This is a genomic window from Vibrio sp. EA2 (assembly GCF_033042495.1).
In the GTDB taxonomy this organism is placed as follows: Bacteria; Pseudomonadota; Gammaproteobacteria; order Enterobacterales; family Vibrionaceae; genus Vibrio.
The window spans coordinates 79,247-103,861 of record NZ_JAWLID010000009.1; the positions used below are offsets into that span (position 1 = coordinate 79,247).

22 protein-coding genes and 1 tRNA gene are annotated in these 24,615 nt (G+C 44.6%); 7 read left to right on the forward strand and 16 right to left on the reverse strand.

Annotated features, from left to right (window positions below; genetic code table 11):
• Positions 1-5 precede the first annotated feature (5 nt).
• The 4 genes from RXX31_RS17285 to RXX31_RS17300 all read right to left on the reverse strand — a co-directional run bounded on the left by RXX31_RS17285 (position 6) and on the right by RXX31_RS17300 (position 5,672).
• Positions 6-635 carry a hypothetical protein gene (locus RXX31_RS17285; RefSeq protein ID WP_317590883.1) on the reverse strand — a complete coding sequence of 210 codons (630 nt, stop codon included), beginning with the start codon at positions 633-635 and terminating at the stop codon, positions 6-8.
• Positions 628-3,855 (reverse strand): hypothetical protein, encoded by a 3,228-nt coding sequence (locus RXX31_RS17290; RefSeq protein WP_317590884.1) that lies wholly within the window; start codon positions 3,853-3,855, stop codon positions 628-630. Before RXX31_RS17290 ends, RXX31_RS17285 begins: the two co-directional genes overlap by 8 nt.
• A 170-nt stretch (positions 3,856-4,025) precedes the next feature.
• Positions 4,026-5,450 carry a tyrosine-type recombinase/integrase gene (locus RXX31_RS17295; RefSeq protein WP_310953289.1) on the reverse strand — a complete coding sequence of 475 codons (1,425 nt, stop codon included), beginning with the start codon at positions 5,448-5,450 and terminating at the stop codon, positions 4,026-4,028.
• Positions 5,451-5,595: 145 nt separating this feature from the next.
• A tRNA-Arg gene (locus RXX31_RS17300) sits at positions 5,596-5,672 on the reverse strand.
• Between the two features lie 310 nt (positions 5,673-5,982).
• On the opposite strand from RXX31_RS17300, the gene folD reads away from it, so the two are divergent.
• Positions 5,983-6,843, forward strand: a complete 861-nt coding sequence (gene folD, locus RXX31_RS17305; RefSeq protein ID WP_317590886.1) for a bifunctional methylenetetrahydrofolate dehydrogenase/methenyltetrahydrofolate cyclohydrolase FolD — start codon at positions 5,983-5,985, stop codon at positions 6,841-6,843.
• 76 nt (positions 6,844-6,919) lie between these two features.
• On the opposite strand, the gene RXX31_RS17310 is transcribed toward folD, so the two are convergent.
• From RXX31_RS17310 to RXX31_RS17325, 4 genes are all read right to left on the reverse strand, one after another.
• Positions 6,920-8,119 (reverse strand): NupC/NupG family nucleoside CNT transporter, encoded by a 1,200-nt coding sequence (locus tag RXX31_RS17310; protein WP_317590888.1) that lies wholly within the window; start codon positions 8,117-8,119, stop codon positions 6,920-6,922.
• 240 nt (positions 8,120-8,359) lie between these two features.
• Positions 8,360-9,307, reverse strand: coding sequence for a LysR family transcriptional regulator (locus RXX31_RS17315; RefSeq protein ID WP_317590889.1), 948 nt, complete (start codon positions 9,305-9,307; stop codon positions 8,360-8,362).
• Between the two features lie 73 nt (positions 9,308-9,380).
• Entirely contained in the window at positions 9,381-10,352 is a 972-nt protein-coding gene (locus tag RXX31_RS17320) for a lytic murein transglycosylase (protein WP_317590891.1), read from the reverse strand.
• 44 nt (positions 10,353-10,396) lie between these two features.
• The gene (locus tag RXX31_RS17325; RefSeq protein WP_317590893.1) at positions 10,397-10,681 is read right to left on the reverse strand and encodes a YcgL domain-containing protein; all 285 of its coding nucleotides are present in this window, start codon (positions 10,679-10,681) and stop codon (positions 10,397-10,399) included.
• Between the two features lie 197 nt (positions 10,682-10,878).
• On the opposite strand from RXX31_RS17325, the gene minC reads away from it, so the two are divergent.
• The 3 genes from minC to minE are packed head-to-tail and all read left to right on the forward strand — an operon-like array spanning position 10,879 to position 12,637.
• Positions 10,879-11,541, forward strand: a complete 663-nt coding sequence (gene minC, locus RXX31_RS17330; RefSeq protein ID WP_317590895.1) for a septum site-determining protein MinC — start codon at positions 10,879-10,881, stop codon at positions 11,539-11,541.
• Positions 11,542-11,558: 17 nt separating this feature from the next.
• Complete coding sequence (gene minD / locus RXX31_RS17335) at positions 11,559-12,371, forward strand: septum site-determining protein MinD (protein ID WP_317590896.1); 813 nt, start codon at positions 11,559-11,561, stop codon at positions 12,369-12,371.
• 2 nt (positions 12,372-12,373) lie between these two features.
• A complete protein-coding gene (minE, locus tag RXX31_RS17340) occupies positions 12,374-12,637 on the forward strand; it encodes a cell division topological specificity factor MinE (RefSeq protein ID WP_317590897.1) in 264 nt (87 codons plus the stop codon).
• Between the two features lie 200 nt (positions 12,638-12,837).
• On the opposite strand, the gene rnd is transcribed toward minE, so the two are convergent.
• The 7 genes from rnd to RXX31_RS17375 all read right to left on the reverse strand — a co-directional run bounded on the left by rnd (position 12,838) and on the right by RXX31_RS17375 (position 20,332).
• A complete protein-coding gene (gene rnd / locus RXX31_RS17345; protein WP_317590898.1) occupies positions 12,838-13,956 on the reverse strand; it encodes a ribonuclease D in 1,119 nt (372 codons plus the stop codon).
• A gap of 79 nt (positions 13,957-14,035) precedes the next feature.
• The gene (gene fadD / locus RXX31_RS17350) at positions 14,036-15,727 is read right to left on the reverse strand and encodes a long-chain-fatty-acid--CoA ligase FadD (protein WP_317590899.1); all 1,692 of its coding nucleotides are present in this window, start codon (positions 15,725-15,727) and stop codon (positions 14,036-14,038) included.
• 105 nt (positions 15,728-15,832) lie between these two features.
• On the reverse strand, positions 15,833-16,687 hold the full coding sequence (locus RXX31_RS17355; RefSeq protein ID WP_317590900.1) for an alpha/beta hydrolase: 855 nt from the start codon (positions 16,685-16,687) through the stop codon (positions 15,833-15,835).
• A 6-nt stretch (positions 16,688-16,693) separates the two neighbouring features.
• Positions 16,694-17,251, reverse strand: coding sequence for a Slp family lipoprotein (locus RXX31_RS17360; RefSeq protein WP_317590901.1), 558 nt, complete (start codon positions 17,249-17,251; stop codon positions 16,694-16,696).
• A gap of 47 nt (positions 17,252-17,298) precedes the next feature.
• A complete protein-coding gene (locus RXX31_RS17365) occupies positions 17,299-17,604 on the reverse strand; it encodes a chromosome partitioning protein ParA (RefSeq protein WP_317590903.1) in 306 nt (101 codons plus the stop codon).
• Positions 17,605-17,662: 58 nt separating this feature from the next.
• Positions 17,663-18,364, reverse strand: a complete 702-nt coding sequence (gene tsaB / locus RXX31_RS17370; protein ID WP_317590904.1) for a tRNA (adenosine(37)-N6)-threonylcarbamoyltransferase complex dimerization subunit type 1 TsaB — start codon at positions 18,362-18,364, stop codon at positions 17,663-17,665.
• Between the two features lie 57 nt (positions 18,365-18,421).
• Positions 18,422-20,332, reverse strand: coding sequence for an ATP-dependent DNA helicase (locus RXX31_RS17375; RefSeq protein WP_317590906.1), 1,911 nt, complete (start codon positions 20,330-20,332; stop codon positions 18,422-18,424).
• Positions 20,333-20,548: 216 nt separating this feature from the next.
• Here RXX31_RS17375 and purU point away from each other — a divergent pair, with 216 nt between their 5' ends.
• Positions 20,549-21,382, forward strand: a complete 834-nt coding sequence (gene purU / locus RXX31_RS17380; RefSeq protein ID WP_317590908.1) for a formyltetrahydrofolate deformylase — start codon at positions 20,549-20,551, stop codon at positions 21,380-21,382.
• 108 nt (positions 21,383-21,490) lie between these two features.
• Here the strand turns inward: purU and RXX31_RS17385 are convergent, their stop codons facing one another.
• Complete coding sequence (locus tag RXX31_RS17385) at positions 21,491-22,087, reverse strand: VOC family protein (protein WP_317590910.1); 597 nt, start codon at positions 22,085-22,087, stop codon at positions 21,491-21,493.
• 219 nt (positions 22,088-22,306) lie between these two features.
• Here RXX31_RS17385 and argS point away from each other — a divergent pair, with 219 nt between their 5' ends.
• A complete protein-coding gene (gene argS / locus RXX31_RS17390; RefSeq protein WP_317590911.1) occupies positions 22,307-24,040 on the forward strand; it encodes an arginine--tRNA ligase in 1,734 nt (577 codons plus the stop codon).
• Between the two features lie 105 nt (positions 24,041-24,145).
• Positions 24,146-24,574 carry an HIT domain-containing protein gene (locus RXX31_RS17395; RefSeq protein ID WP_317590912.1) on the forward strand — a complete coding sequence of 143 codons (429 nt, stop codon included), beginning with the start codon at positions 24,146-24,148 and terminating at the stop codon, positions 24,572-24,574.
• The last annotated feature ends 41 nt before the right edge of the window (positions 24,575-24,615 follow it).

Here is a 24,615-nt window from a genome sequence, read left to right on the forward strand (position 1 = left end):
GCAAACTAACCCTTAAGTTGTTCCCTGTACCACTTAAAGAACGATGGACACTTTTCCTGATTAATTAAAGTTTTTACTCCTTGTAAACCTAAAGTCGTGATCTGGTATCCATCAAGCTCCAATCCTGCCTCATCACATGCTTTTACTAATTCAACTAAGACTTTATAAGCAGCAACTTCTTTGTCTGAGTACTCTTGAATCAAACCTCCATCCGTTCGAGATTGAATATCTGATAGCTTTAGTCTATCAATCTCAGAATTCGCGTTCTGAAGTGCCTTACGGGTTGCGTTTAGATCGGCTGTCGCTTGACTTAATTGAAGTTCTGAAATCATCAATTGCTCCTGCAACTGAGACTCTTTATTTTGGGACTGCTTCTTCATACGAGCTTCAGTATTGTAATAACTCTCAACTAGAAGCCTATATTTACTGTCATTTCTCCTGAGCGTAGAACCGCTCATAGGCTCACCCTTCTGTTTGGTGTACCTATCAGCAACTGCATTAGTTAGAGCAGTGAAGCTACTATAGGAATCACAGTCCAGATCTCTAAGGATGCGTTCTATTACTGTTTTACGATCAAAAACCCCCTTCATTTGGTGCTTAAGCATCTCATCGTAACATTTGATATCTTTAGACAAGTCCAAGTTCCTCTAATAGTGGCACTTCTGTGTCTTGCTTCATTGTTTCAACAAGAAGAGATTCAGGGTCAGTACCTTTAAGTTGAGCGAGCATATTCAAGTTTTGAACAACATATTTTACAGGGTCAAACTCCAACATCATTTTAGTATTTGGGGACAACTCGGGGATTTGCTGTCGTTGCAGCTTTACTCGAAGCTTCGATGCAAGCGTTGAGGCTACACGTTTAAGATGCTGACTTTGAAGTGAAGGGGTTCCGCTAACTTCTTTAAGTCGAGCCATTAAACCATTTGAAACTTCATCATCAGGTACGTATTTGTATTGTTCGAGAGCATTGAAACCTGAAATCACATATTTATCTGGGTTTTGACGAATATAGTTGTGCTTTGTAAGCCAATGTGACGCGATGCGGATCTGCTCATTACATTTCATCTCTAAATGAGATTTTTCAGAATTGTTTGTCGACAGAAGAAGCATAGCAGAATACTCTCTCGCCTCGTCGAGCGCCTTACGTGCAGCAGCAGCAATTGCAACCTTGTTGTGACCTGTAATACAGGCGTGTGAACATTCATGGCAGTTCATACGACCATGTTCATTAATAACCTCTTCTGGACACTGATTGTTGTAAGGGCAGATATGAGTATAATTAATGGCTAAGCCTCGCCCTCCTGACTCACGAAGCACTATCAATGCATCCCCTGAACCCGCAAAAAACGGTAACTTGTCTCCCTCATATCCCCCATTAGAGTCAAACATCTGAATTAGATGATCTTCCGTAATAACCCCCTCCTCCGCAGAGACAACGTTATCACTTGATACCATTTTATCTTTGACTGTGGAAAGGGATGCAGCATCCTCCGGTGTCGCTTTAGTATAGAAGCCAATTACCCCCTTGCTTTGGCCTGTAAATGCTTTCACTGCATCTGAGTCGCCTGTAGTGATATGAATTACAGTAACTAACTGTACTCGCAGGCTATGTGGCGTGATGGTAGTTTTAGGGACTAACGGAGAAAAAGCTACTGGTTCATCCATATCCTGATACTGACACAAATAAACTTTTGTCAATTCCGTTAGCTTATTCTCTTTCACAATTTCGAATTGTTCTACCGAAAGGTTCGTTGGTGTCAAGGTGATCTTCGTATCAAATTCAACGTTATGCTTATTCAACCATTGCTCAAAAATAAAAATATACGGAGACATGTTAACGTGAATGCCATTATGGTTTGCTGTACCTTGAAGAAGAGGACGAAACGAACCTTTAGATGACTGCTCATTATCTTGATAAAATATTGGCTCAGAGAAAGCTTTATCAGTATAGTTTTGTCTCATCTCCTTCGCATGACATAGCATCATCATTACATCTTCTTGAATACAGCTTTCTAACCCTTCTGGTTTGACCTTATCGGCTCTTACACGCAGTGGGACATGAGTGCTTGTAGGATCATCAGTAATTGTAGGAATGTAATCTGCATCAAATGTGTCGGCACAAAGGTAAGCACTGTTTGATGATCTCTGTCCTGCATAAGCCGAAACACACAGACTGAGAGCTTGCTGATAATTTCCAGTATCAACTCTTGTAGACTTCTCACCCACAATCATTTTTCTGGTACGAGGAGTCATCCAGCTTGGTAAACACACCTCACCCATTGGAAGTTCTCTTCCACCAATATCTATTGAAGTCGGAATGTTATAAACACTAAAGTCTTCTGAGTGTGAAATTTCGTTGATGTGCTCAAACCCTTTGATTTTTGATAAGTTACTCCTTGATACTTGTAATGCCTTACGTCCAACTGGTGAGGTTGCTTTTTCAACCTGAATGGACGATGTGAATAGAACCGCCTTAGCAAATTCTTTAAGCCACATTCGAAATACAACCCAATACCCTATGTTAAATGTGTCCTTTTGAGTCTTACCTGAACGTCTGTACCCAACATGATTGAGTGCGGGAATAGGGTTTTGCTTAAGGTCTAGACCTTCAATACCGCCGTACCGCTCCATTGTATATTCGAAGTATCTACGTAAAGAAGCACAACAATCTCTTAGCTGGTTCGAGTTAATTGATTTGCTATTCTTCTTGGTCGATGTTGCGCCAGTCATACCCTCAATAAATGATAGAAGAGACATCGGGTAGATAACTTCTTTACCTTGCAGCTTAGCTTTACTTTGATAGATTGTATCAATAACAGGGTCTGTTTTGACAAAGACAGAACTAAGAAATTTACTTGGTGTATCTGGATATTCAAAAAAGCAATTGGGATATTTTTTATAAAACCATGGCAAATACTCAAAGATATAAGCATTGAGATATTGGAGGCTATTCATTCTATATTTAGATGTATTACGCTCGATATCGCTTAAATCTGTCCATGAAAGTTGAGTCGTTTTCCATAAGTTGTTGTTATCAACGCCAATGTTGGCGGTTGCGTAATCACCTAGTTTACGACTTATTTTGAAATCACCAAATGAGACAACATCTTCTCTAATATTTTGAGCGTAAAGTAGTTTTACACCTTGTTTATATACTGGCCCTAAGGCAATATTTTGAGCGCCTTGAGCCAAAGACTCGAATTCACCGAATGTATTTGATATGTAACCACTACGCTTTGAAGGAGCCTTTCCTGTTGACATTGCGGTTGTAGCAATCACTTTCGCTTTTTGACTATGGTATAACTCTATACACTGTTCCACCCAACCATTAGGTAGCAATCCCTTACGCTCAAGGTGTTGACACACTTGCTTCCAAGAAAGTTCAGAAGTTGGCTTGTAATGATAATGATCTATTCGAAAGTCAGTGAACGACTCGACCGTCATATCTTCAAACGATTCAATTCCTCGGCAGATCATATATCTAGAAAGGGTCGCAGTTTGGCTAGTCAAAGATCTGTAAAGAATATCCAAGTCATCAAATCTTGAAGTTAATACCTCACCATATGTTTGTCTTGATTTCTCTGTAGTATCAACCCAAATTTCTAAGGCTAGCTTTGGGTAACATAAGCTGATGGGGTTTCTCCCAAAAATTTCTTGTTTCACTTCTTTTTCGAAACGGAAATGAGCAGGTAAGATGGCAACCTTTTTTCTTGCCGCATTAGCTAGAAGTGCACTCAATGTCGAACGAAAGAATTTCTTTTGTTGATCATTGATGCTTGTGTTGGGAAATAGTTGATCCATGACCTCAACCCAAGTAGGGGCAACACAAACATTATCCAAAAGGATTTCGATCATTTCTCTCGTCCACAAGGACACATTGTTGTGGAGCCACCATACGCACCACATTCTTTGTTGTTTGTTTTTTTGCGGTTCTTTTGATGAGCTAAGCTCTTCCAAATCCTCGGTCAATGATCGAGCGAGAGCCTCTAGATTTTCCGGTGTATAACAAGGGTATGGTTGGGACATTATTTCAACTCAGCTCCAAAGTGGCTGTTAAGTAAAAGTTTTTGGTCGCTTTGTATTATTCCACTCTGAATTAGCTGCAAAGCCTTATCAACCTTTTCTTGAGTAAGGTCGATTTCAGGTATTGCATATACTTCTGTGGAAGTTATATCGGCATGTGCCATAAGTTGTTGGACAACTTGCTTATCAAGCCCTCGGATTGGAGTGCCATCAGCTCTAAAACCAATGACCACATAGTTCAAGCAGTGAACGCCATACATATGTCGAAGAGAGTGTAAGGCCCATCCGCGTGGAACTGGCAACCTTCTGCTTCCATATACTTTTTTAAGGCACTGCTTAAGAATGTACTGTCTAGTAGCATCTGATGAAAGCGCTAAGGGGCGACCAAGGTAATCTCCTCGTCTCAGTACAACAAACAAAAAGCTGTGTGCAACCTGTAGCGGTTGCCTCTCCTTGATTAAGTACTGCTGTAATGTTTCGAAAAAGATAGTTCTAAACGGCTCAATAAAAAATGTTTCAGGAGTCGTTCGCCCCTTATAAGCTGCGCTATGGGCAGTCTCACCACTTATAGCCTCATATTCGTTACCATAAGCAAGTGGTCTTGTTTTAGGGTGAATACATTTTATTTTCTTGTTCTTAATGTCGATGTCTTGTAGCAAGGTATTGGCTGCTTCAATTTCCCTCAGCCCAGTCCCCATCAGAAGTGATAAAAACAAGAGATCCCTTAAGGTTGTTGTTTCATTTAGTACAGGAATCGCATCCTCATGTGGCAGAGCTTTCTTTAGAGAACTACCCACAGGCGGAGATGCGTAGGACGATTTTCTAGCCTTTAGAATGGTAGTTCTACTGAGTTTAGGCCCATGCCTAACTACGCCTGCGAGGACAGATTTTTTAAGCAAAGCTTTTCGTTGAGCCTCTGGAATTTCTTTTCTAAATAGAGCTTCTCCAAACATGACTTGAGGAGACAAGGATAAATCAATTAACTCCAACTCAGATGCCATTTGAAATTCAGCTTGAAATCGTGCGGATTCCTTTAAAAACCCCCGAACCGAAGAAACTATCCTTTGGTTAGTTTCATGTTTAGTTGGATTGCGTCTTGTTTTTTGGGCTGCCAAATACGAGAGAGTTTCACTTGAAGAATGGACGCCCATAGAAAGATAATTTGGAAACTGCAAAATTATCTCTGTCAGGAGAGGGGTACCTGTTTTAACGCCAACTTCTAATGTTGCAATTTCGTCTGGATCACTTAATGCGTCTAGGTATCGAAAAAAGATACGTAGATCTGACGCCTTATTTTTTACCGTGTTAGGAGGTTCAGTTCTGGCAAGTTCATTTATGTAAGAATTATATCCATCAACAGGAATACCATCCATGTAGAGAGCATAAGATTTTTGCCCTGTGGCCAATCTGAACGAAACATATTCCATCTGCACCTACTTATGCACTAATTAGTTATACTTTTCCATCCTATATACAAGTGCAAGCGAGTGCAACAAAAACAATAGACGAAAAAAAGCCACCGACTAATGAGCCGATGGCTTTTTCTTTAAGTTCTTGAACTTAAAACAAATATGGCGGGAGTGTTGGGATTCGAACCCAAGACCGACGGCTTAGAAGGCCGTTGCTCTATCCAACTGAGCTACACCCCCGAAGGTGCATTTTCTAAATTTACGTATGCACTGCGCCTCTATACTATATAAGAACCTATGACCACATCCTTAGAAGGGACGTGCTCTATCCAGCTGAGCTAAGGGCGCGCTACAGGGAAAGGATTATACGAGTTCAAACGGGTAAATCAACGGCTTTTAGTAACATTATGATCTGAATGCCTAAAAAAAGGTCAGTGAAGCAGTGGATGCTCAAAAACACCTCGGAGCAAACGTTTGCGTATGGATGTTAAATAGAAATTCTGCGACAATGCGCGCAGATTATTTGCCTTCTAAATTTATAAGGAAAGTCATGACTGCTCAAAATATAGACGGGACCCTTATTTCCCAAACTGTTCGTTCTGAAGTTGCAGCACGTGTAAAAGCTCGCGTTGAAGCGGGATTACGTGCCCCTGGCCTTGCAGTTGTTCTAGTTGGTGAAGACCCTGCTTCTCAAGTTTACGTTGGCAGTAAGCGCCGCGCTTGTGAAGAAGTGGGTTTTGTATCCAAGTCTTTTGACCTTCCTGCATCAACCACTGAAGCAGAATTGCTAACGTTGATCGATGAGTTAAATAATGACAACGAAATTGATGGTATTTTAGTTCAGCTTCCGCTTCCAGCTGGTATTGATAGTACTCACGTTTTAGAGCGTATTCATCCAGAAAAAGACGTTGATGGCTTCCACCCTTACAACGTAGGTCGCCTGGCTCAGCGTATCCCTAAACTGCGCTCTTGTACGCCAAAAGGTATTATTACCCTGCTCGACCGCTACAATATTAATCTTCGTGGTAAACACGCCGTTGTGGTTGGCGCTTCAAACATCGTTGGTCGTCCAATGACACTTGAGCTTCTGCTAGCTGGCTGCACAACGACAACCTGCCACCGCTTTACCAAAGACCTAGAGAGCTACGTTCGTCAAGCAGACGTCGTTGTTGTCGCAGTGGGTAAACCAAACTTCATTCCTGGCGAATGGATTAAGAAAGGCGCTGTGGTTGTCGATGTGGGTATCAACCGTCTTGACTCTGGTAAGTTAGTTGGCGACGTGGAATACGATAAAGCACGTGAAAGCGCGAGCTTTATTACCCCAGTACCGGGGGGCGTTGGCCCAATGACAGTGGCAAGCCTGATTGAAAATACCATGCTGGCTTGTGAGCAGTTCCATACTGACAAGTAATGACAGAATACTAAGTACGAAAAAGGCTCCTGGATAAGGAGCCTTTTTTCTACTTGAGCGAATCAGATGTTCGTGTTTACAGACTCAAAATCACACCAGCGATGGATGCGCTCATTAAGTTCGCCATCACACCAGCGATAATTGCTCGGAACCCATGCTTAGAAACAAAGGCACGCTTCTCTGGTACCAGTGAACCTAAGCCACCAATAAGCATCGCCATACTTGAGATATTCGCAAAACCACACAGTGCAAACGTCACGATCGCTTGAGAATGAGCACTGAGTTCAGATTTCACTTCTGCAAGTTGGATGAAAGCAACGAATTCATTCACCACGATCTTATTACCGATCAGAGAACCTGCCGTGATCGCCTCTGCCCATGGCACACCTAACAGCCACGCAACTGGCGCAAATACGTAGCCCAAAACGAGTTCGAAGCTTAATGGCGTGCCGATAAGATCGCCAAACCATCCCAAAATACCGTTAAGCAATGCAATCACACTGATGAAAGCCAACAGCGTGCCACCAACGGCAACCGCGATACGAACACCCGCCATCGCGCCATCTGCCAATGCTTCAACCACATTGGTTGCTCGTGGGATTTCAACTTGGTTAAGATCGATTTCCTCAGCTTGGTTAGCGTCTTCCGGCATCAGAATCTTAGCCATCAACAAGCCCGCTGGTGCAGACATAAACGCTGCCGCGATAAGGTAATTTAAATCAACGCCTAATGATGCATAGCCTACCAACGTACCACCAGCAACCGACGCCAGACCACCAGTCATTACTGCAAAGAACTGAGAATCCGTCATGTGCTTTAGGTAAGGCTTGACCATTAATGGCGCTTCAATCGTACCAACAAAGATATTGGCTGTAGCAGATAAAGATTCAGCACGACCAATGCCTAACAGCTTTTGGATACCACCACCGATAAAGTTAATCATTCTTGGCATCACACCAATGTGATAAAGGCTAGCGATAAGAGAAGAGAAGAAGACAATAATCCCCAGTACATTGATAGCGAAAGTGAATCCGCCTGTCGCCAAATTGCCGAATAAAAACGCAATGCCTTCCTGACCATAGTTGATTAAGTTCGATACTACGCTGCTCACTGAATTTAGAGCGTCTCGCCCCGCTGGCACATACAGAACCAATAATGCGAACAATACCTGTAAGGCAAAAGCAAGTGAGACGGTTCTGAGCTTTATATTTTTTCTATTTGTAGAAAGTAGCCATGCTACGAAGAGTATGGCTACGATACCAATAAGTGAGTTCATAAATTGGGTCCGACAGAAGGGGAATGGTAAAGGCGTCGGATTGTATAGCGGACTCAAAATGCTGCAACTTGAGGTTGTTAACAGTGTGAAAAGTTTCAGTGGTCAATATTTAAACTAAACATTAAGCCACTGAATTTACTAATGATAAACGTTTGCTTTTTATTATTATTTCCATATGGAAAAATTGTTTATGAATTAAGAAAAAATTTTGTGACAAAAGTCACCTTATGTGTACATTCATCATGACTTGGGAATGGAGATATACGGCGCTAATCTTTGGTCCCAATGACACGGGTTGCCAATCTTCTGTTTTATAAAGTTGATCACCGCCGATATTTTTTTTGGCATATGCTGTCGGCTCGGATAAACCGCATAGAATGGCATCGACTGGCTGGCCTTCCAGTCTGGTAGCAATTGAATCAGCTTACCGGTTCTGAATTCATCTCCTAACAAATACGTCGCAAGGTAAGCTATGCCCCACCCTGCAATCGCGGCGTCACGAACGGCCTCTGCCAAATCGACGGAATAATTACCAGAAACTTTCACGTTGAGTTCCTGATGGTCTTTGGTAAATGCCCATCCGGTGTAATCACGCTCCCAACTTCTGTAAATCAGGCAGTTGTGCAAAGATAAATCGTTCGGTTCTGTTGGCTTATCGTGTTTTAGCAAGTAATCCGGTGAAGCCGCGACAACAAACTGGCAATCTGTCAGCCGCTGCGCGATGTAACCCTCGGGCAAGTGTTCATTGTTCGTCACCCAAAGATCCAGTCCTTCTGCCAACATGTCTACCTTGTAGTCAAACAAGTGAACTTCAACCTCAAGCTGAGGGTACCGTTCCCTTAACTCCTGAATGGCAGGGATGATATGTAACGTGCCGAAGGATTGCGATATGCCTAAACGAACTAACCCAGCCACTTCATCTCTCTGACTTTCCATTTCCAGCGTTGCACTGCTGACAGCCTGGACCACCTGCTCACAGTGATGAAAAAAGGTCTTGCCTGCTTCTGTTGGGGTAAAACTTCGCGTGGTGCGTTGGACCAACTTGATACCAAGAGAGTCCTCTAACTGGCTAAGCTGCTTACTGACGTGAGAAACGGATACGCCGAGGCTTTTTGCTGCCGCCGTGAAGCTTTTATGTTTGATCAATGCAGAGAAGATGACCATTTGCGCAGCACGTTCAGATAACACAAATTACCTCGATTTAAATACAGAAAAACAAAGGGCTCCGAAGAGCCCTTAACAATGATTATTTATTCAGGAACTAGTATGTGATGCGATCAGCTAAGTGGCTAACAGCAAGCGCGAAGTAGTAAGAGCGATTCCACTTCATCAACACATTGTAGTTATTGTAAACCAGATAAGTCCGACCGTTTTCATCGTCAGGCATAATCAGCCAAGCTTTGATATCGTCGTCCAGTTTAGGTAACGGGCTACCATCAAACTTGGTAATACCTAATTTGCTCCACTCTTGCAGGTACTTACCTTTCTCTTCGGTTCGACCTTCCAAGTTATGGTCAATACCTCTTGGAACTTTGACCTGACGTCCCCAAGTGTACTTATCATCCCATCCAGACTTGCTCAGGTAGTTAGCGGTTGAAGCAAACACGTCCGCTTTGGTTTGCCAGATGTCTTTCTTGCCGTCGCCATTGCCATCGGCCGCAAAACGCAGGAAGGAGCTTGGCATAAACTGACATTGCCCCATCGCGCCTGCCCAAGAGCCTTTGAAATTCTCAAGTTCAATATGGCCTTGATCCAGAATCTGAAGGGCAGCCATGGTTTCTTTACGGAAGAACTCTTCACGGCGACCTTCAAATGCCATGGTAGAAAGCGCATCTATCACGCGGAAATTACCGGTAAATTTACCGAAATTACTTTCCACACCCCACAAGGCAACTATAAAACGTGGCTGAACGCCGAAGGCATCACCAATGCGTTTAAGCTCCGTATAGTGTGCTTTGTATAATTCTTTCGCTTGCTTAACCTTCCACTCTGGGACTGCACGAGGAATGTACTCATCCAGCGTCAGTTTTTTCTCTGGTTGGTTTCGGTCTGCTTTCACCGCTCGTGGCTTATATTCCACATTGGCGAATGCCGCGCTGATTACTTGCTCGGAGATGCCTTGAGCACGCGCTTCGGCACGCAACTTATCTAAGTATTCCTCAAAACCTTCGCTACTTGCAAAGGCTGAGGCACACATGCCAACGCTAAGCAGTGTAGCCAGTATTTTTTTCATATTGCCCTCCTTGAGCAAGGCAGAAGTCTCAGCAAGACACGCGATTATTTTTCGTCTTTTTGCTGAGCTTTTTGTTCTTTATATTTTTCTAATAGGTTTTCCGGTGGTGGCGGAACTTGAAGGAAGAAGCCGTCATTCTGCAACGAGACTTTCACTTTTTCGATATCCACCTGTGCCAATGTACGACCATCAAGTTTAATCGTCATGACAGCGATAGGCTTACCGAACATCTGCATCAAGGTGTCAGGAACCTGTGAAAAATCATCCTTTTTCGGAATATAGAGATAAGTACCTTCTTTTTTAGAGCTTTTATAAATAGAACAAAGCATGACACGCCTTTTATGCTGATTTACCCGTTTTATGTACGGATTTAGTTGGAAACGTAAAATTGCCGCAAACTTAATAGCAAATTTGAGATTAATTCACCGAATTGCTTGCTAGAGAACTTGCTGCGCCAAAAGATGGAATATAACATGATAGACCTAGTTTAAGGCAACGCTCTTTCAACAGAGGCAACAAGTCCACGATGACCCATTCACCAGACCTTAAAGGTAGCAGCTTTACTTTGTCAGTTTTACACCTTTCTGACAGCAAGATAGAAAAAACTATCGAATTTTTGCAAGAAAAAGTGTCTCAGGCACCTTCTTTCTTTGCATCGGCACCTTTGGTTATCAATATAGCAAAAGTCGAAGGCGACATTGATTTCCCTAAACTCAAGCAAGGCATTGCCGATGCGGGGTTTATTCCGGTTGGTGTTGCGGGTTGCAAAGACAAACGTGTACAAAACCTTGCTTCTGCAGCGGGCTTTGCGATTATGTCTGCAAGCAAATCTCCAAGCCAGGCGCCAGCGAAAATGGCACCGACTAAGTTCATCCATACGCCGGTTCGATCCGGTCAGCAAATTTATGCAAAAGATGGTGATTTAGTGGTACTAGCACATGTTAGCGCAGGAGCCGAAGTCATTGCCGACGGTTCTATTCATATTCACGGAACTTTGCGCGGGCGCGCAATTGCAGGTGCAAGTGGGCAGCATGAAGCGCGGATAATTTGCCACGATTTACAAGCAGAACTAGTATCTATTGCTGGAGATTACTGGTTAAGCGATCAAATTGAGAGTGAGTATTGGCAAAAGAAAGTAATGATCAGTAAAGCCGAAGAATCATTACATCTGGAAACACTCACGATATAGTCTAAAAAGGAAAACAAATGGCACGCATTATTGTAGTAACGTCTGGTAAAGGTGGCGTCGGTAAGACCACTTCAAGCGCAGCCATCGCCTCTGGCTTGGCTCTAAAAGGCAATAAGACAGCGGTAATCGATTTCGATATCGGTTTGCGTAACCTCGATCTTATTATGGGTTGTGAGCGCCGTGTCGTTTATGACTTTGTCAACGTCATTAACGGTGAAGCGACGTTAAACCAAGCGCTGATCAAAGATAAGCGCACAGAAAACTTATTTATTCTTCCTGCATCACAAACGCGCGATAAAGACGCACTCACGAAAGATGGCGTACAGCGTGTATTTACCGAATTGGACGAGATGGGTTTTGACTTCATCATCTGTGATTCACCAGCAGGTATCGAACAAGGTGCTCTGATGGCATTGTATTACGCGGATGAAGCCATTGTTACCACTAACCCTGAAGTCTCATCCGTACGCGATTCAGACCGTATTTTGGGCATTCTGGATTCGAAATCACTACGCTCAGAGCAAGGTCTAGAACCTGTGAAGCAACACCTTCTGTTGACTCGCTACAACCCAATGCGTGTAAATCAAGGTGAAATGTTGAGTGTTGAGGACGTTGAGGAAATCCTGCACATCCCGCTGCTAGGCGTTATTCCTGAAAGCCAAGCGGTGCTCAACGCATCAAACAAAGGTGTGCCCGTTACATTTGATGAACAAACAGATGCCGGCATGGCTTACTCTGACGCGGTAGACCGCTTACTTGGTAATAAGGTTGATTTTCGTTTCCTTACAGAGGAGAAGAAAGGGCTGTTTAAACGACTGTTCGGAGGCTAGACATGTCACTATTAGAATTTTTCCGCCCACAGAAGAAAAAAACTGCAAGCCTAGCCAAAGAGCGTTTGCAAATTATTGTGGCAGAACGCCGCAGCCAGGATGATCCGGCACCGTCTTATTTGCCTCAGTTAAAAGAGGATATCCTGAAGGTGATTGGTAAATACGTAGATATTGACCCAAAAATGGTCGATTTAACGTTTGAGCATAAAGATGATGATATCTCTGTGCTTGAGCTCAACGTAAAGCTACCAGATGACGAGAAGTAAATAGACACTGGGTGTTTGTGAATTTAAATCGATCCTTTCGAGCTTGATAACAAACACTCATGCTTGCAATATTGACGCTTGCTGTGAGTAGATTCCTGATCTCGCTTATGCTCGTCGGAATGACGCTTTGAAAGTCCGTGAGTGAATTAAAAAAAGGTTGGCTAGTTGGCCAACCTTTCTGTTTCATAGCTTAGCTCTGTCTATTTAAGCGTTTTATTCATTTGTTCGCCGATAAGTTCCAGGCGCCAGTTCTGCATCACATCAGGTAATTTTGCCGGATCACGTTCCTTTTTCCATACCCAACTAAGCAACTGATTGATCTGCTTTTTAGAGGCGAGGAACTCAGTTGCTAGGCCCGATTTCTGTGATGCACTTTTGACGATATCTTTCATGTTTTTGAAAACCTGCTTGTAACCTGGGTAGTCCATAAGACGTTCAATTTTCTCAGGATATTCGTCAGCAGGTGTCTGCTTGGCTTTTTTAACGATATCGGCAATCTTTGCACCGTGACGGTTAACCGCACGGATATCAATGCCTTCCGCTTCCATTTTCTTAAAGCTTGTAAGGCCAAGACGCGCAACGGTTAATAAGTCCCCTTCTTTGAAAACAAAGTTCAAGGCAAGGTCGCGTTTGATTGCCTGGCGGTAACGCCAAGTTGCCAACGGCTTTAAGATCGCCAATTCAGACGGTTTCAACTGCCAGGCACCTTTAATATCAAGGTAAGCATATTCTTCATTTACTTCGCGAATACGCTTCGACACTAGCAAGTCACTTTCCTGCTGTACTGCGTGCCACCAGCCAGCTTCGGTTACTTTGTCGAGTAGGATTTCGTAAAGCGGCATTAAGTAATGAACGTCAGCCGCTGCATAATCAAGCTGCTTTTGTGTCAGTGGACGAGCCATCCAGTCAGTGCGAGATTCGCTCTTATCCAATTCAACACCTAAATATTCTTCCACAAGCGTGGCAAAGCCTGTTGATAGCCCATGTCCAAGAAACGCAGCCATAAGCTGGGTATCGACCATAGGAAATGGCGTGCAACCAAACGCATTCTGGAACACTTCGAGATCTTCACCACATGCATGCAGGACTTTGAGAACCGACGTGTCTTTTAAAAGCGCAACAAACGGTGACATGTCCGTCAATTCAGTCGGATCGATTAAGGAAAGATTATTGCCGTCGAAAAGCTGAATCAAACCTAGCTGTGGATAGAAAGTTCTAATCCGTACAAATTCCGTATCCAACATAACGACATCTGCATCTCTGGCTTGAGCGCAAATTTGTTCTAGGTCTTTGTTTTTAGTAATAATCTTATAATTCACATGCTTCTCGCTATAAAAAATGCCAGCAAAACGCTGGCATTCTATCATTTTTTAATTCCGGCGACTTCACGAAATCGACTTATGCGCTCTTCTTCGCAAGCTCAGCATCGTTTTCTTCACGAAGAACACGACGTAGAATTTTACCGACGTTAGTCTTCGGCAATTCTTCACGGAATTCAACCAGTTTCGGCACTTTGTATCCCGTTAGGTGTTCGCGACAATGAGCAATCACTTCATCTTTAGTCAAGCTTGGATCACGTTTAACGACATAGATTTTGACCAGTTCACCTGAGGCCTCGTTAGGCTGACCGATCGCTGCAACTTCCAGCACTTTACCGTGCAAGGCGACAACATCTTCAATCTCGTTCGGATAAACGTTGAAGCCAGAGACCAGAATCATGTCTTTCTTCCGGTCAACAATGTGTAGGAAGCCTTCGTCGTCAAATTTAACGATATCACCGGTTGATAACCAGCCTTCTGCGTTGATCGTATCTTTACTTGCTTCTGGACGTTGCCAATAGCCTTGCATCACCTGAGGACCACGAACTTGAAGCTCACCCGTTTCTGTATTCGGTAAAGCGTTGCCTTCTTCATCGACAATACGAACTTCTGTCGACGGGACTGGCAAACCAATAGAGCCATTGTATTCAACAAGATCATGCGGGTAAGCAGCAACTAATGGAGAACACTCAGTCAGGCCATAACCTTCCAATAGATAGCAATCTGTCGTCTTCAGCCATTTCTCTGCTACTGAGCGTTGCACAGCCATACCGCCGCCTACCGACAGGCGCAGGTTGCTGAAGTCCAGCTCATGGAAGTCTTCATTATTCACCAACGCGTTAAATAGCGTATTCACCCCGGTAATGGCGGTAAACGGGTATTTTTGTAACTCTTTAATGAAGCCTGGAATATCACGTGGGTTGGTAATCAGTAGGTTACGGCCCCCCATCTCGATAAACAGTAAGCAGTTCACGGTCAAAGCAAATACGTGATACAGCGGTAATGCTGTCACAACCAACTCTCTGCCTGGGGTCAGAACCGGACCGTACGCCCCTTTTGCCTGTAATACGTTGGCAATCATATTACGATGAGTCAGGATTGCACCTTTCGCTACGCCCGTTGTACCACCTGTGTATTGTAAAAAGGCGATATCATCACCGGACATAAAGGGCTTCACGTACTGCAAACGGCGGCCTTTGTGCAACGCTTTACGCATTGAAATTGCACCAGGCAGGTTATATTTCGGTACCATACCTTTAACGTATTTGACGACAAAATCGACAATCGTACCCTTCGCTCGCGGCAACATCTGCCCAAGGCTGGTCAGCACAACATGTTTTACAGAGGTGTTCTCAACAATTTGCTCTAACGTATTAGCAAAGTTAGAAACAATCACGATCGCCGTCGCACCCGAGTCGTTGAGCTGGTGTTCTAGTTCACGAGGAGTGTAGAGCGGATTGACGTTTACCGCGATACAACCTGCACGCAAAATACCAAACAGCGCAACTGGGTATTGAAGCAAGTTAGGCATCATCAGAGCAACTCGGTCACCCTTTTTTAGCTTTAACTCATTTTGTAGGTAAGCGGCAAATTCACGGCTACGCTCTTCCAGCTTTCGGAAGGTCATAACCGAGCCCATGTTCATAAATGCAGGTTGGTCTGCGTACTTTTGTACAGACTGCTCAAACATTTCAACCAAAGACTCATATTGGTCTGGGTTGATGGTTTCAGGTACGTCACTTGGATAACGTGAAAGCCATGGTTTATCCACGATATTACTCCTCGTTCATCGCTGTCTTACAATAACAGCCTTTTTATTTTGTCGGCCATTACAGCACAGCGGAGGTGCTTGAGCACGAAACTCCCAAACACTTGTTTAATTTTTGTTAACTACACCAAGAATTGCACCTGAAACTTCGAGTATTTGCTCTAAATGACAGTGATGACCACCTGCGACAGTGATCACTTGCGGTGAATTCTGTCCCCAATCTGCTTGGTTAGAAGGTAAGTTCTGAAATCCTTGGTCGCCTAATACGATCAGATGTGGACAACGTATTTGGCTGGTGATTGAGTTCGCATGCTCTTGCGCCATCCGATAAAGCGAAGCGCATTTTAACTTGGAGTCATGACGCCAATACCATACATTTTCACGCTGCACAGTTCCGCGCTCGACAATGGGCAAAAGCTGTTCAGCAGTTAATTGGTTGGCTTGCATGCGTAACTTTAAAGCAAGGTCAAAGGATGCAATAGATCGTTCTGGCTTATTTCGTTGTCGTTGCCGACTTAAAACGCCATCACGAAGGCGTTGCAAACTATTTGCAGGCGCCTCGGTAATAGGCCCTGCACCTTCGATTTGCACTAATGCTTCGACCTGCTCAGGAAACGCAGCACTATAGCAACTTGCGACTAAAGCACCAAGCGAATGGCCGACTAATATGAGTCTGTTTGGCGATAATTCATCCAATAACTGGTGTAGGTCGGAAATATAATCGTGGAAGGGATAATAATTGTCGGAGGATTTGTGGCTGGACAAGCCATGACCAAAGTGATCGACGGCCAACAAATGAAGGGCTGGGTTGAGCTGATGTATTTGGTCCATCAAAGCTTTAAAACTGCCAGCGTTGTCTAGCCAACCATGAAGAAAAACGACTGACAAGTCAGCCGCTTTTTCATTACCTATTTCAAGAGCTGCCATGGTCCCGGCAGCAAGTTCAAATCGACGCTCATGCATAGCAGATTATTTGACCTGTTTGATGATTCTGCCATCTTGCGGGAAATCGTGACGCTCCATGCGGCAGTAAATTGAATAGCAAGGGTAGAGGAAAAGTGGCGTATCGTACGTACGGACTCGCTCTTCAATCGTCCATAAGCGGTAGCCCTGACCTTTAATCAGCGGGAAGATATAGTCATGCTCGCCAATTCTTCCGGCTTCTTCCCCTGCACTCTTGCCTACCACGGTAACTAAACGCCCTTGGCTAAATGCCACCGGCTCTACGTATCCATCGAAGTAAACTGCAAAACGACCATCAGGCTCTTGGCTAATATCAGGCTTACCAGAGTCACTAATGGGTAGATTGACGATTTCAACACGTGTTTTGTCTTTAAAGTTGTCGACTTTCGCAATGATGCCCCCAAGACGAACATCTTGGCTCGCCACCCCTTCAGACTCAGCAAACGTATTGTAATCTGTTAACACTTGTTCCGTCGTCGCATTCAACTCTTCAGGGAGAGAGCTGCATGCTGACAGCCCAACCACCGCAAACAGAGCCAGGAGAATGTGTCGAGATAAGCTCATAAATCACCATCTAAATCTATCGTTCCTGAACGAAACCGCTTCGTTCTTTACACATAAATATCGACACCAAGTAATTGAGCCAGTTCCTCTTTTTTCGCTCGATTCATGACGTCCATGTACTGCTCCATCGCTTTTCGTGAACTTCCTTCAGGAAGATCATATTGCACTTGAGCGCGGTGAATCTGAGACTCATCCACTGGTTTTATGGAGTGAGCGACAGCATCAGCAACCTTAGAGGACTGGCCTACCGCTGACTTTGCCTGAGTCTTTTTTAGCTGGTTCTTTTTATTGACTTTATTCGCGCGGTTTGCCCCCGAAACCAACGAGGGAGGTAAACCATTAATAGATGCCATAACACTCCATAAAAAACGGGGCAACAACCGCCCCGCCCGCCCTTAGTGCATTTTTCGATTACTCGCGACCCGGAAGTTTCTTCCATGTCACGTTATCACGCAGATAAACCGGGCTCGATTCTTCGACTGGAACCGTATTACCTTTTGCTAACTCTTGCTGAGCAAGGATCACGATGTCTTGTGAGTCTGGATAAAGCACATCACTTGAAGTCACATTAAATGGCAGGTTAGCCAGTTCTTCCTGGTAAGCCCCCCAACCCGTGCCTGCTGTTGTCCAAGTTTTATCGTCAGCCTGAGCCTCTTCTGCCAAACGTGCTGGCGGAATAACACACTCTTCATCCACACCGGCCCATTCGCCATTTTCCTGGCGAGAATAACGAGCCCAGTAGACTTCACTCATGCGAGCATCAATCGCGACAGCAACATTTGTCGAACCATGCAAACGGTAACTTGCTTGTGCCATTGCAGCTAATGTTGAAACACCAATCATCGGCAACTCTGCACCAAACGCTAAACCCTGTGCAATGCCAATACCAATACGCACACCCGTGAAACTACCCGGACCACGACCAAATGCCAGTGCATCCAGTTCTTGTAGAGTCAGACCCGCTTCTTTCAACACTTCGTCAACCATAGGTAAGACTTTTTTGGTGTGATCACGCGGTGCGACTTCGCTGCGTGAAATCACTTGGTCATTAACCAGTAGCGCAACTGAACAGTTTTCAGTTGCTGTATCGATGGCAAGAATTTTTGCGCTCATTTAACTCTCTACAACTCTATTTGATTTGGTTAGGCCACAACGCTCGTCTGTGACCGGCTATTCTGCTTTAAGAAAAGCTTTGATTCGTTCTAAATCTCGTGTTCTTGGAATCGGCGGTAAGCTTCCTAAGAAAGTGCCACCATAATCTCGGGTCACGAGTCGGTTATCACAGATGATTAATGCTCCATGATCGCTCTGATCCCGAATCAAGCGTCCTACGCCCTGCTTTAAAGTTATCACCGCATCTGGAATTTGCACTTCGGCAAAAGGCTCTCCACCACGTAATCGACAATCTTCGATTCGGGCTTTGAGAAGCGGGTCATCAGGGGCAGTAAACGGTAATTTGTCGATGATAACACAGCTCAGCGCATCACCTCTAACATCGATCCCTTCCCAAAACGCACCCGTTGCCACCAGCAACGCATTGCCGAGCTCCATAAACTCTGCCAAGGTTTTTTGTTTACTCATTTCACCTTGCATAAGAACAGGCAGGTCCAGTACTTCGCGAAACTTTTCGCCCAGATCACGCATCATACTGTGAGACGTACAGAGGAAGAAGCAACGCCCCTGGTTCTCTTCAATAACCGGGGCCAGCATTCTCACTAATTTGTCTGCCAAACCCGGGCTGTTGGGTTCCGGCAAATAGCGAGGTACACATAAGCGTGCTTGCTTTTCGTAATCAAACGGCGATGGCAACGAAAACTGCTGTTTGGGCTTCAGACCTAAGCGCTCGGTAAAATGTTTAAAGTCGCCAGACACCGCCAAGGTAGCGGAGGTAAAGATCCAAGCCCCTTGCTTAATTTCAATCTGCTCGTGAAACTTATCGGCAACGGAAAGCGGTGTAATGTGCAACGCAAAATGCCGCGGTGAAGTATCATACCAATAAGAATAACCGGTGATATCGACATCACATACGCGATCGATCCGGCCTTTAATTAAGTTGGCACGTTCAAACGCCGCATCCAATAATTGGCTACGACCTAACGCAATTTTGAGAACATCAATCGCCAGTTCGAGACTATCGGTTAGCCGAACCAGTTCGCGCTTAATCGACTCCGACTGCAACGCCTCTCGCCAGTTGCCACGAAAGCCTGGCTCACCAAGAACAATGCGCATATCCATTGCACTTTGCACTAGCTTATCCCCAACCTTTTGCAGTTGACGCATGTCTTTCGCTTCTGTGCGGTAAGCGATTTCAATGTCTTTCGCGAGATCATGAATTTGACGGCTAGAGACCGTCTGCCCAAAATATTCACTGGCAATGTCGGGTAGCTGATGCGCTTCATCGAAAATAAATACGTCCGCTTCTGGGATCAACTCACCAAAGCCGGTTTCTTTAATCGCGAGGTCGGCAAGAAACAGGTGATGGTTCACCACGACAACATCTGAGTCCATGGCACGTTTACGTGCTTTCAACACAAAGCAGTCAGTATAGCTCGGGCACTCTTTGCCCAAACAATTGTCATTCGTCGACGTAATCGTTGGAATGATCATACTGTCTTCCGGCAGATCGTCACAGTCACCCAGGTCACCGGTTTTAGTTTCAGAAGACCACGATCTCACCTTAACCAATTGAGTCAGCAACGTGGGATCGGACTCGTTGGTGTGGCTTTCTACCATCTGGCGGCTAAGGCGATCCAGACAAAGGTAATTCGAACGCCCTTTCAGCAGCGCTACCTGACCATAAAAACCGAGTGCATTCACCATGAGAGGTAAATCTCTATGGTACAGCTGCTCCTGCAGGTTTTTAGAACCGGTACTGATGATGACTTTCTTGCCGCTTAACAGAGCAGGAACTAAGTAAGCGAAGGTTTTACCTGTTCCCGTCCCCGCTTCAACCACCAACTGGCTTTGCTCTTTGATCGCACGACTGACAGCTTCTGCCATATCAATTTGTGGCTGACGAGCCTGAAAGCCAGGAATAGCCTTACCTAAAGCGCCCTCAGAAGAGAATGTTTTTGCGATCATGTCTGATATTTAGTTGGGAAAATTGACCAGAGTATATCAGACGATCAGGCGTGACATCAGCTGACAATATGACCCGCTTATTACTCATCTTTGATATTTTGTTGAAACCAGTCGAAGAATAGATTATTTATGGTGGAACATTGCAGTACGGTTGGTCCCTTTCGGCCAGCACATTTTTCGTACGCTTCATTTTTACTGTATGGAAGTCCCCAGTTTATGGAAAAGAAAACCCTGTTAACCCATTGTTCTGACGCTCCGGGTTTAATCTCAAAAATCACTAACATTTGTTACAAGCATCAACTAAACATCATTCACAATAACGAGTTTGTTGATAACACCAGTGGGCACTTTTTCATGCGAACGGAGCTGGAAGGTTACTTCAACGATCAAACGCTTCTCGCCGATTTGGATCAGGCCTTACCAACCGGAGCAAAACGCACACTGGTTAGCTCTCGACGTAAGCGCATCGTCATTTTGGTAACAAAGGAAGCACACTGTCTGGGCGACATTCTGATGAAAAATTACGATGGTGGCTTAGATGTTGAAATCGCGGCGGTCGTCGGTAATTACGATAAACTGCAAACCTTGACTGAACGATTTGATATCCCTTATCACTATGTGACCCATGAGGATCTCAGCCGTGAAGAGCACGAACAAAAAATGCTTGAAGTGATCAACCAATACGACGCGGACTACATCGTACTAGCGAAGTACATGCGTGTATTGACGCCTGGGTTTGTTGAGAAGTATCACCACAAGATCATCAATATTCACCACAGCTTTTTACCTGCGTTTATTGGTGCCAAACCTTACCAACAAGCGTATGACCGCGGTGTGAAAATCATCGGTGCGACGGCACACTTTGTGACCAACGATTTGGACGAAGGTCCAATCATCAAGCAAGACGTCATTCCAGTCGACCACAATTTTAGTGCGCAGGACATGGCGCAAGCTGGTCGTGATGTTGAGAAGAACGTCTTAAGTAAAGCGCTGAATAAAGTGATCAATGACCACGTTTTTGTTTACGGTAATAAGACGGTGATCCTATAGCAAACTTCAAAAGTTCGTCATTTCGACGAGCCTAAACGAGTTCAGGAATCTAATACTAACGCGCAGTGAGTTTTTTAATAAAATTCACTGCGCGTTTTAGGTTTATCCCTACTCTTGCTCCGATTCAACAATACGTTTCAGTGAATGCGGATGAAGCTTGATACATACGCTCTGGTATTTAAAAGCCACTGTCGGGTTGCTCAGTCGCTCCCCTTCTCCTTTAGGGCTGGACAATTTGATTTTCACGCCCATCTCTTCCAGCTTTTCAAACTGCGCACCAAAGTCCGGGTAAGTGTGTTTTAGGTCAGCGAGAAACTCATCCGCCGTCTCCGCATGAGATGGAATGACAAACTCTACATGCTCCCAGCCTTCTGTTGGGTAGAGTTTATCCTCTGCCGGATATGGCAACTCCAAGCACTCAATTTTCCAGCCTCGGCTTTCTAGCATTTTATCAAACTCAATTACGATGATTGGACGGCCATTAATTTGCGCTTTAGAAATGACGTTACCGTACTGAGTCCATGCTTGATGTGCTTGTTGTGCAGTTTCCGTGTTATTGATACGCAACGCAATATGGTCGGCTTGAGCCTGGCTCAAATCCAAGTGAAGCATTGCTGCCAGCGCTTCAATTTTTGCCGTAAAGGCGTCCAGGTCTTGGAGCATCAATTCGGGGGTTAAGCGTTTTTCAACAAGTTGAATATTCATTAAAGCTCTCTTTAAAGGCGATTTATCGTTTTACTCTGGGCGCAATAGTAAACCTAACTTGAGTGACATTCCATTCAGCCGAAAAAGTAAAAAATTCCCCCAATCCTCTCTGTATGAAAAGCAATAAAGTTGTTATCATTAGCGCCATTTTTGTGAACTCCAACAGAACTCGACTCCGATTATAACGAGTTCTTAGTCCTCGAATTGAAGGAAACGCGTGTGAATATCCAAGCACTTATTAATGACAAAGTATCTCAGGCTCTAGAAGCCGCTGGCGCACCTGCAGGCAGCCCTGCAGCGGTTCGTCAATCAGCAAAGCCACAATTTGGTGACTACCAAGCAAACGGCGTAATGGGCGTTGCTAAAAAACTGGGTACTAACCCACGAGAATTTGCACAGAAAGTACTGGATGTTCTAGACCTTGACGGCATTGCAAGCAAAACAGAAATTGCTGGCCCTGGTTTCATTAACATCTTCCTAAGCGAGGCGTTCTTGGCCAAGCAAGCAGATGCAGCACTGGCAGATTCACGTCTGGGCGTGGCAGTAGAAGAAGCGCAAACTATCGTTGCGGACTACTCTGCACCAAACGTTGCGAAAGAAATGCACGTAGGTCACCTGCGTTCAACCATTATTGGTGATGCAGTTGTACGTACTCTTGAGTTCTTGGGTCACAAAGTGATTCGCGCTAACCACATTGGCGACTGGGGCACTCAGTTCGGCATGCTTATCGCAAACCTTGAACGTGTACAACAAGAGTCTGGCGAAGTTTCTATGGAACTGGCTGACCTTGAAGCTTTCTACCGCGAATCGAAAAAGCTTTATGACGAAGACGAAGAGTTCGCAGTAAAAGCACGTAACTACGTAGTGAAACTGCAAAGCGGTGACGAGTTCTGCGCAGAAATGTGGAAGAAACTGGTTGACGTAACCATGATCCAAAACCAGCGCAACTATGATCGTCTCAACGTTTCTCTGACTCGTGATGATGTAATGGGCGAAAGCATGTACAACAACATGCTGCCTAAGATTGTTGCAGACCTGAAAGAGCAAGGTCTTGCGGTTGAAGATGATGGCGCGCAAGTTGTATTCCTAGACGAGTACAAAAACAAAGACGGTGAGCCAATGGGTGTTATCGTTCAGAAACGCGATGGCGGCTTCCTATACACAACAACGGACATCGCATGTGCGAAGTACCGTTACGAAGAGTTAGGCGCAGACCGCGTGCTTTACTTCATCGACTCACGTCAGCACCAACACCTAATGCAAGCTTGGACTATCGTGCGTAAAGCGGGTTACGTACCTGAGTCTGTATCTCTTGAACACCACGCTTTCGGCATGATGCTAGGTAAAGATGGCCGCCCATTTAAGACTCGTGCAGGTGGTACAGTACGTCTTGCGGATCTGCTGGATGAAGCAGAAGAGCGTGCAGCGAAGCTTATCGACTCTAAAAACTCAGAGTTAGGTTCAGAAGAGAAAGAAAAGATCGCTAAAACAGTTGCAATGGCAGCAGTTAAATACTCTGACCTATCTAAGCACCGTACCACTGACTACGTGTTCGATTGGGACATCATGCTAGCATTCGAAGGTAACACGGCGCCGTACATGCAGTACGCGTACACTCGTGTTGCTTCTATCTTCGCAAAAGCAGGCGTTTCAATGGACGAACTTCAAGGTTACATCCAAGTCACTGATGAGAAAGAAAAAGCGCTTATTGCAAAACTTCTGCAGTTCGAAGAAGCGGTGCAATCTGTTGCTCGCGAAGGTCAACCACACATCATGTGTAGCTACCTATTTGAGCTAGCAGGCCAGTTCTCAAGCTTCTACGAAGCGTGCCCAATCCTAATTGCAGAAGACGAAGCAGTAAAACAAAGCCGTCTGAAACTTGCAGCACTAACAGCGAAGACCATCAAGCAAGGTCTATCTCTGCTAGGTATCGAAACGCTAGAGCGCATGTAATCTAATTTTAGCTAACGCTTAAAAACAAAGGCTGACGTGAGAGCGTCAGCCTTTTTGTTTATACTAAATTCAATCAATACAAATAAAAATGAATTGGAAAACAAAATGAGTTTTGAACTGCACCCTCAACTAGCAAATGACACGACAGTGATTGGTCATTTTCCACTTTGCGTTGCGCTGCTACATAAAGATAATGCCGTACCTTGGGTCATTCTGGTTCCCAAGCGCGCCAATTTAAAAGAGCTGCACCACTTACCTATGCACGATCAGCGGCAGTTCTTGTTAGAGTCTCAAGCGGTAAGCCAAGCGCTCGAAGCGACATTCCTTCCCGACAAACTCAATATGGGCGCTCTGGGCAATATGGTGCCTCAACTGCACATTCATCATATTGCACGTTTCATCGATGACGTCGCTTGGCCAGGGCCTGTATGGGGTAACACCAAAGGCGAGTTCCGTAACGAAGAAGAACAAAACGAAATACTTGGACGAATTCAGAACGTATTATCACTCAGTTCTATTTTTCAAAAAGTATAAAATGGATTGTGTTACCTTCAAAGACTAAAAAGCCGCCTCAT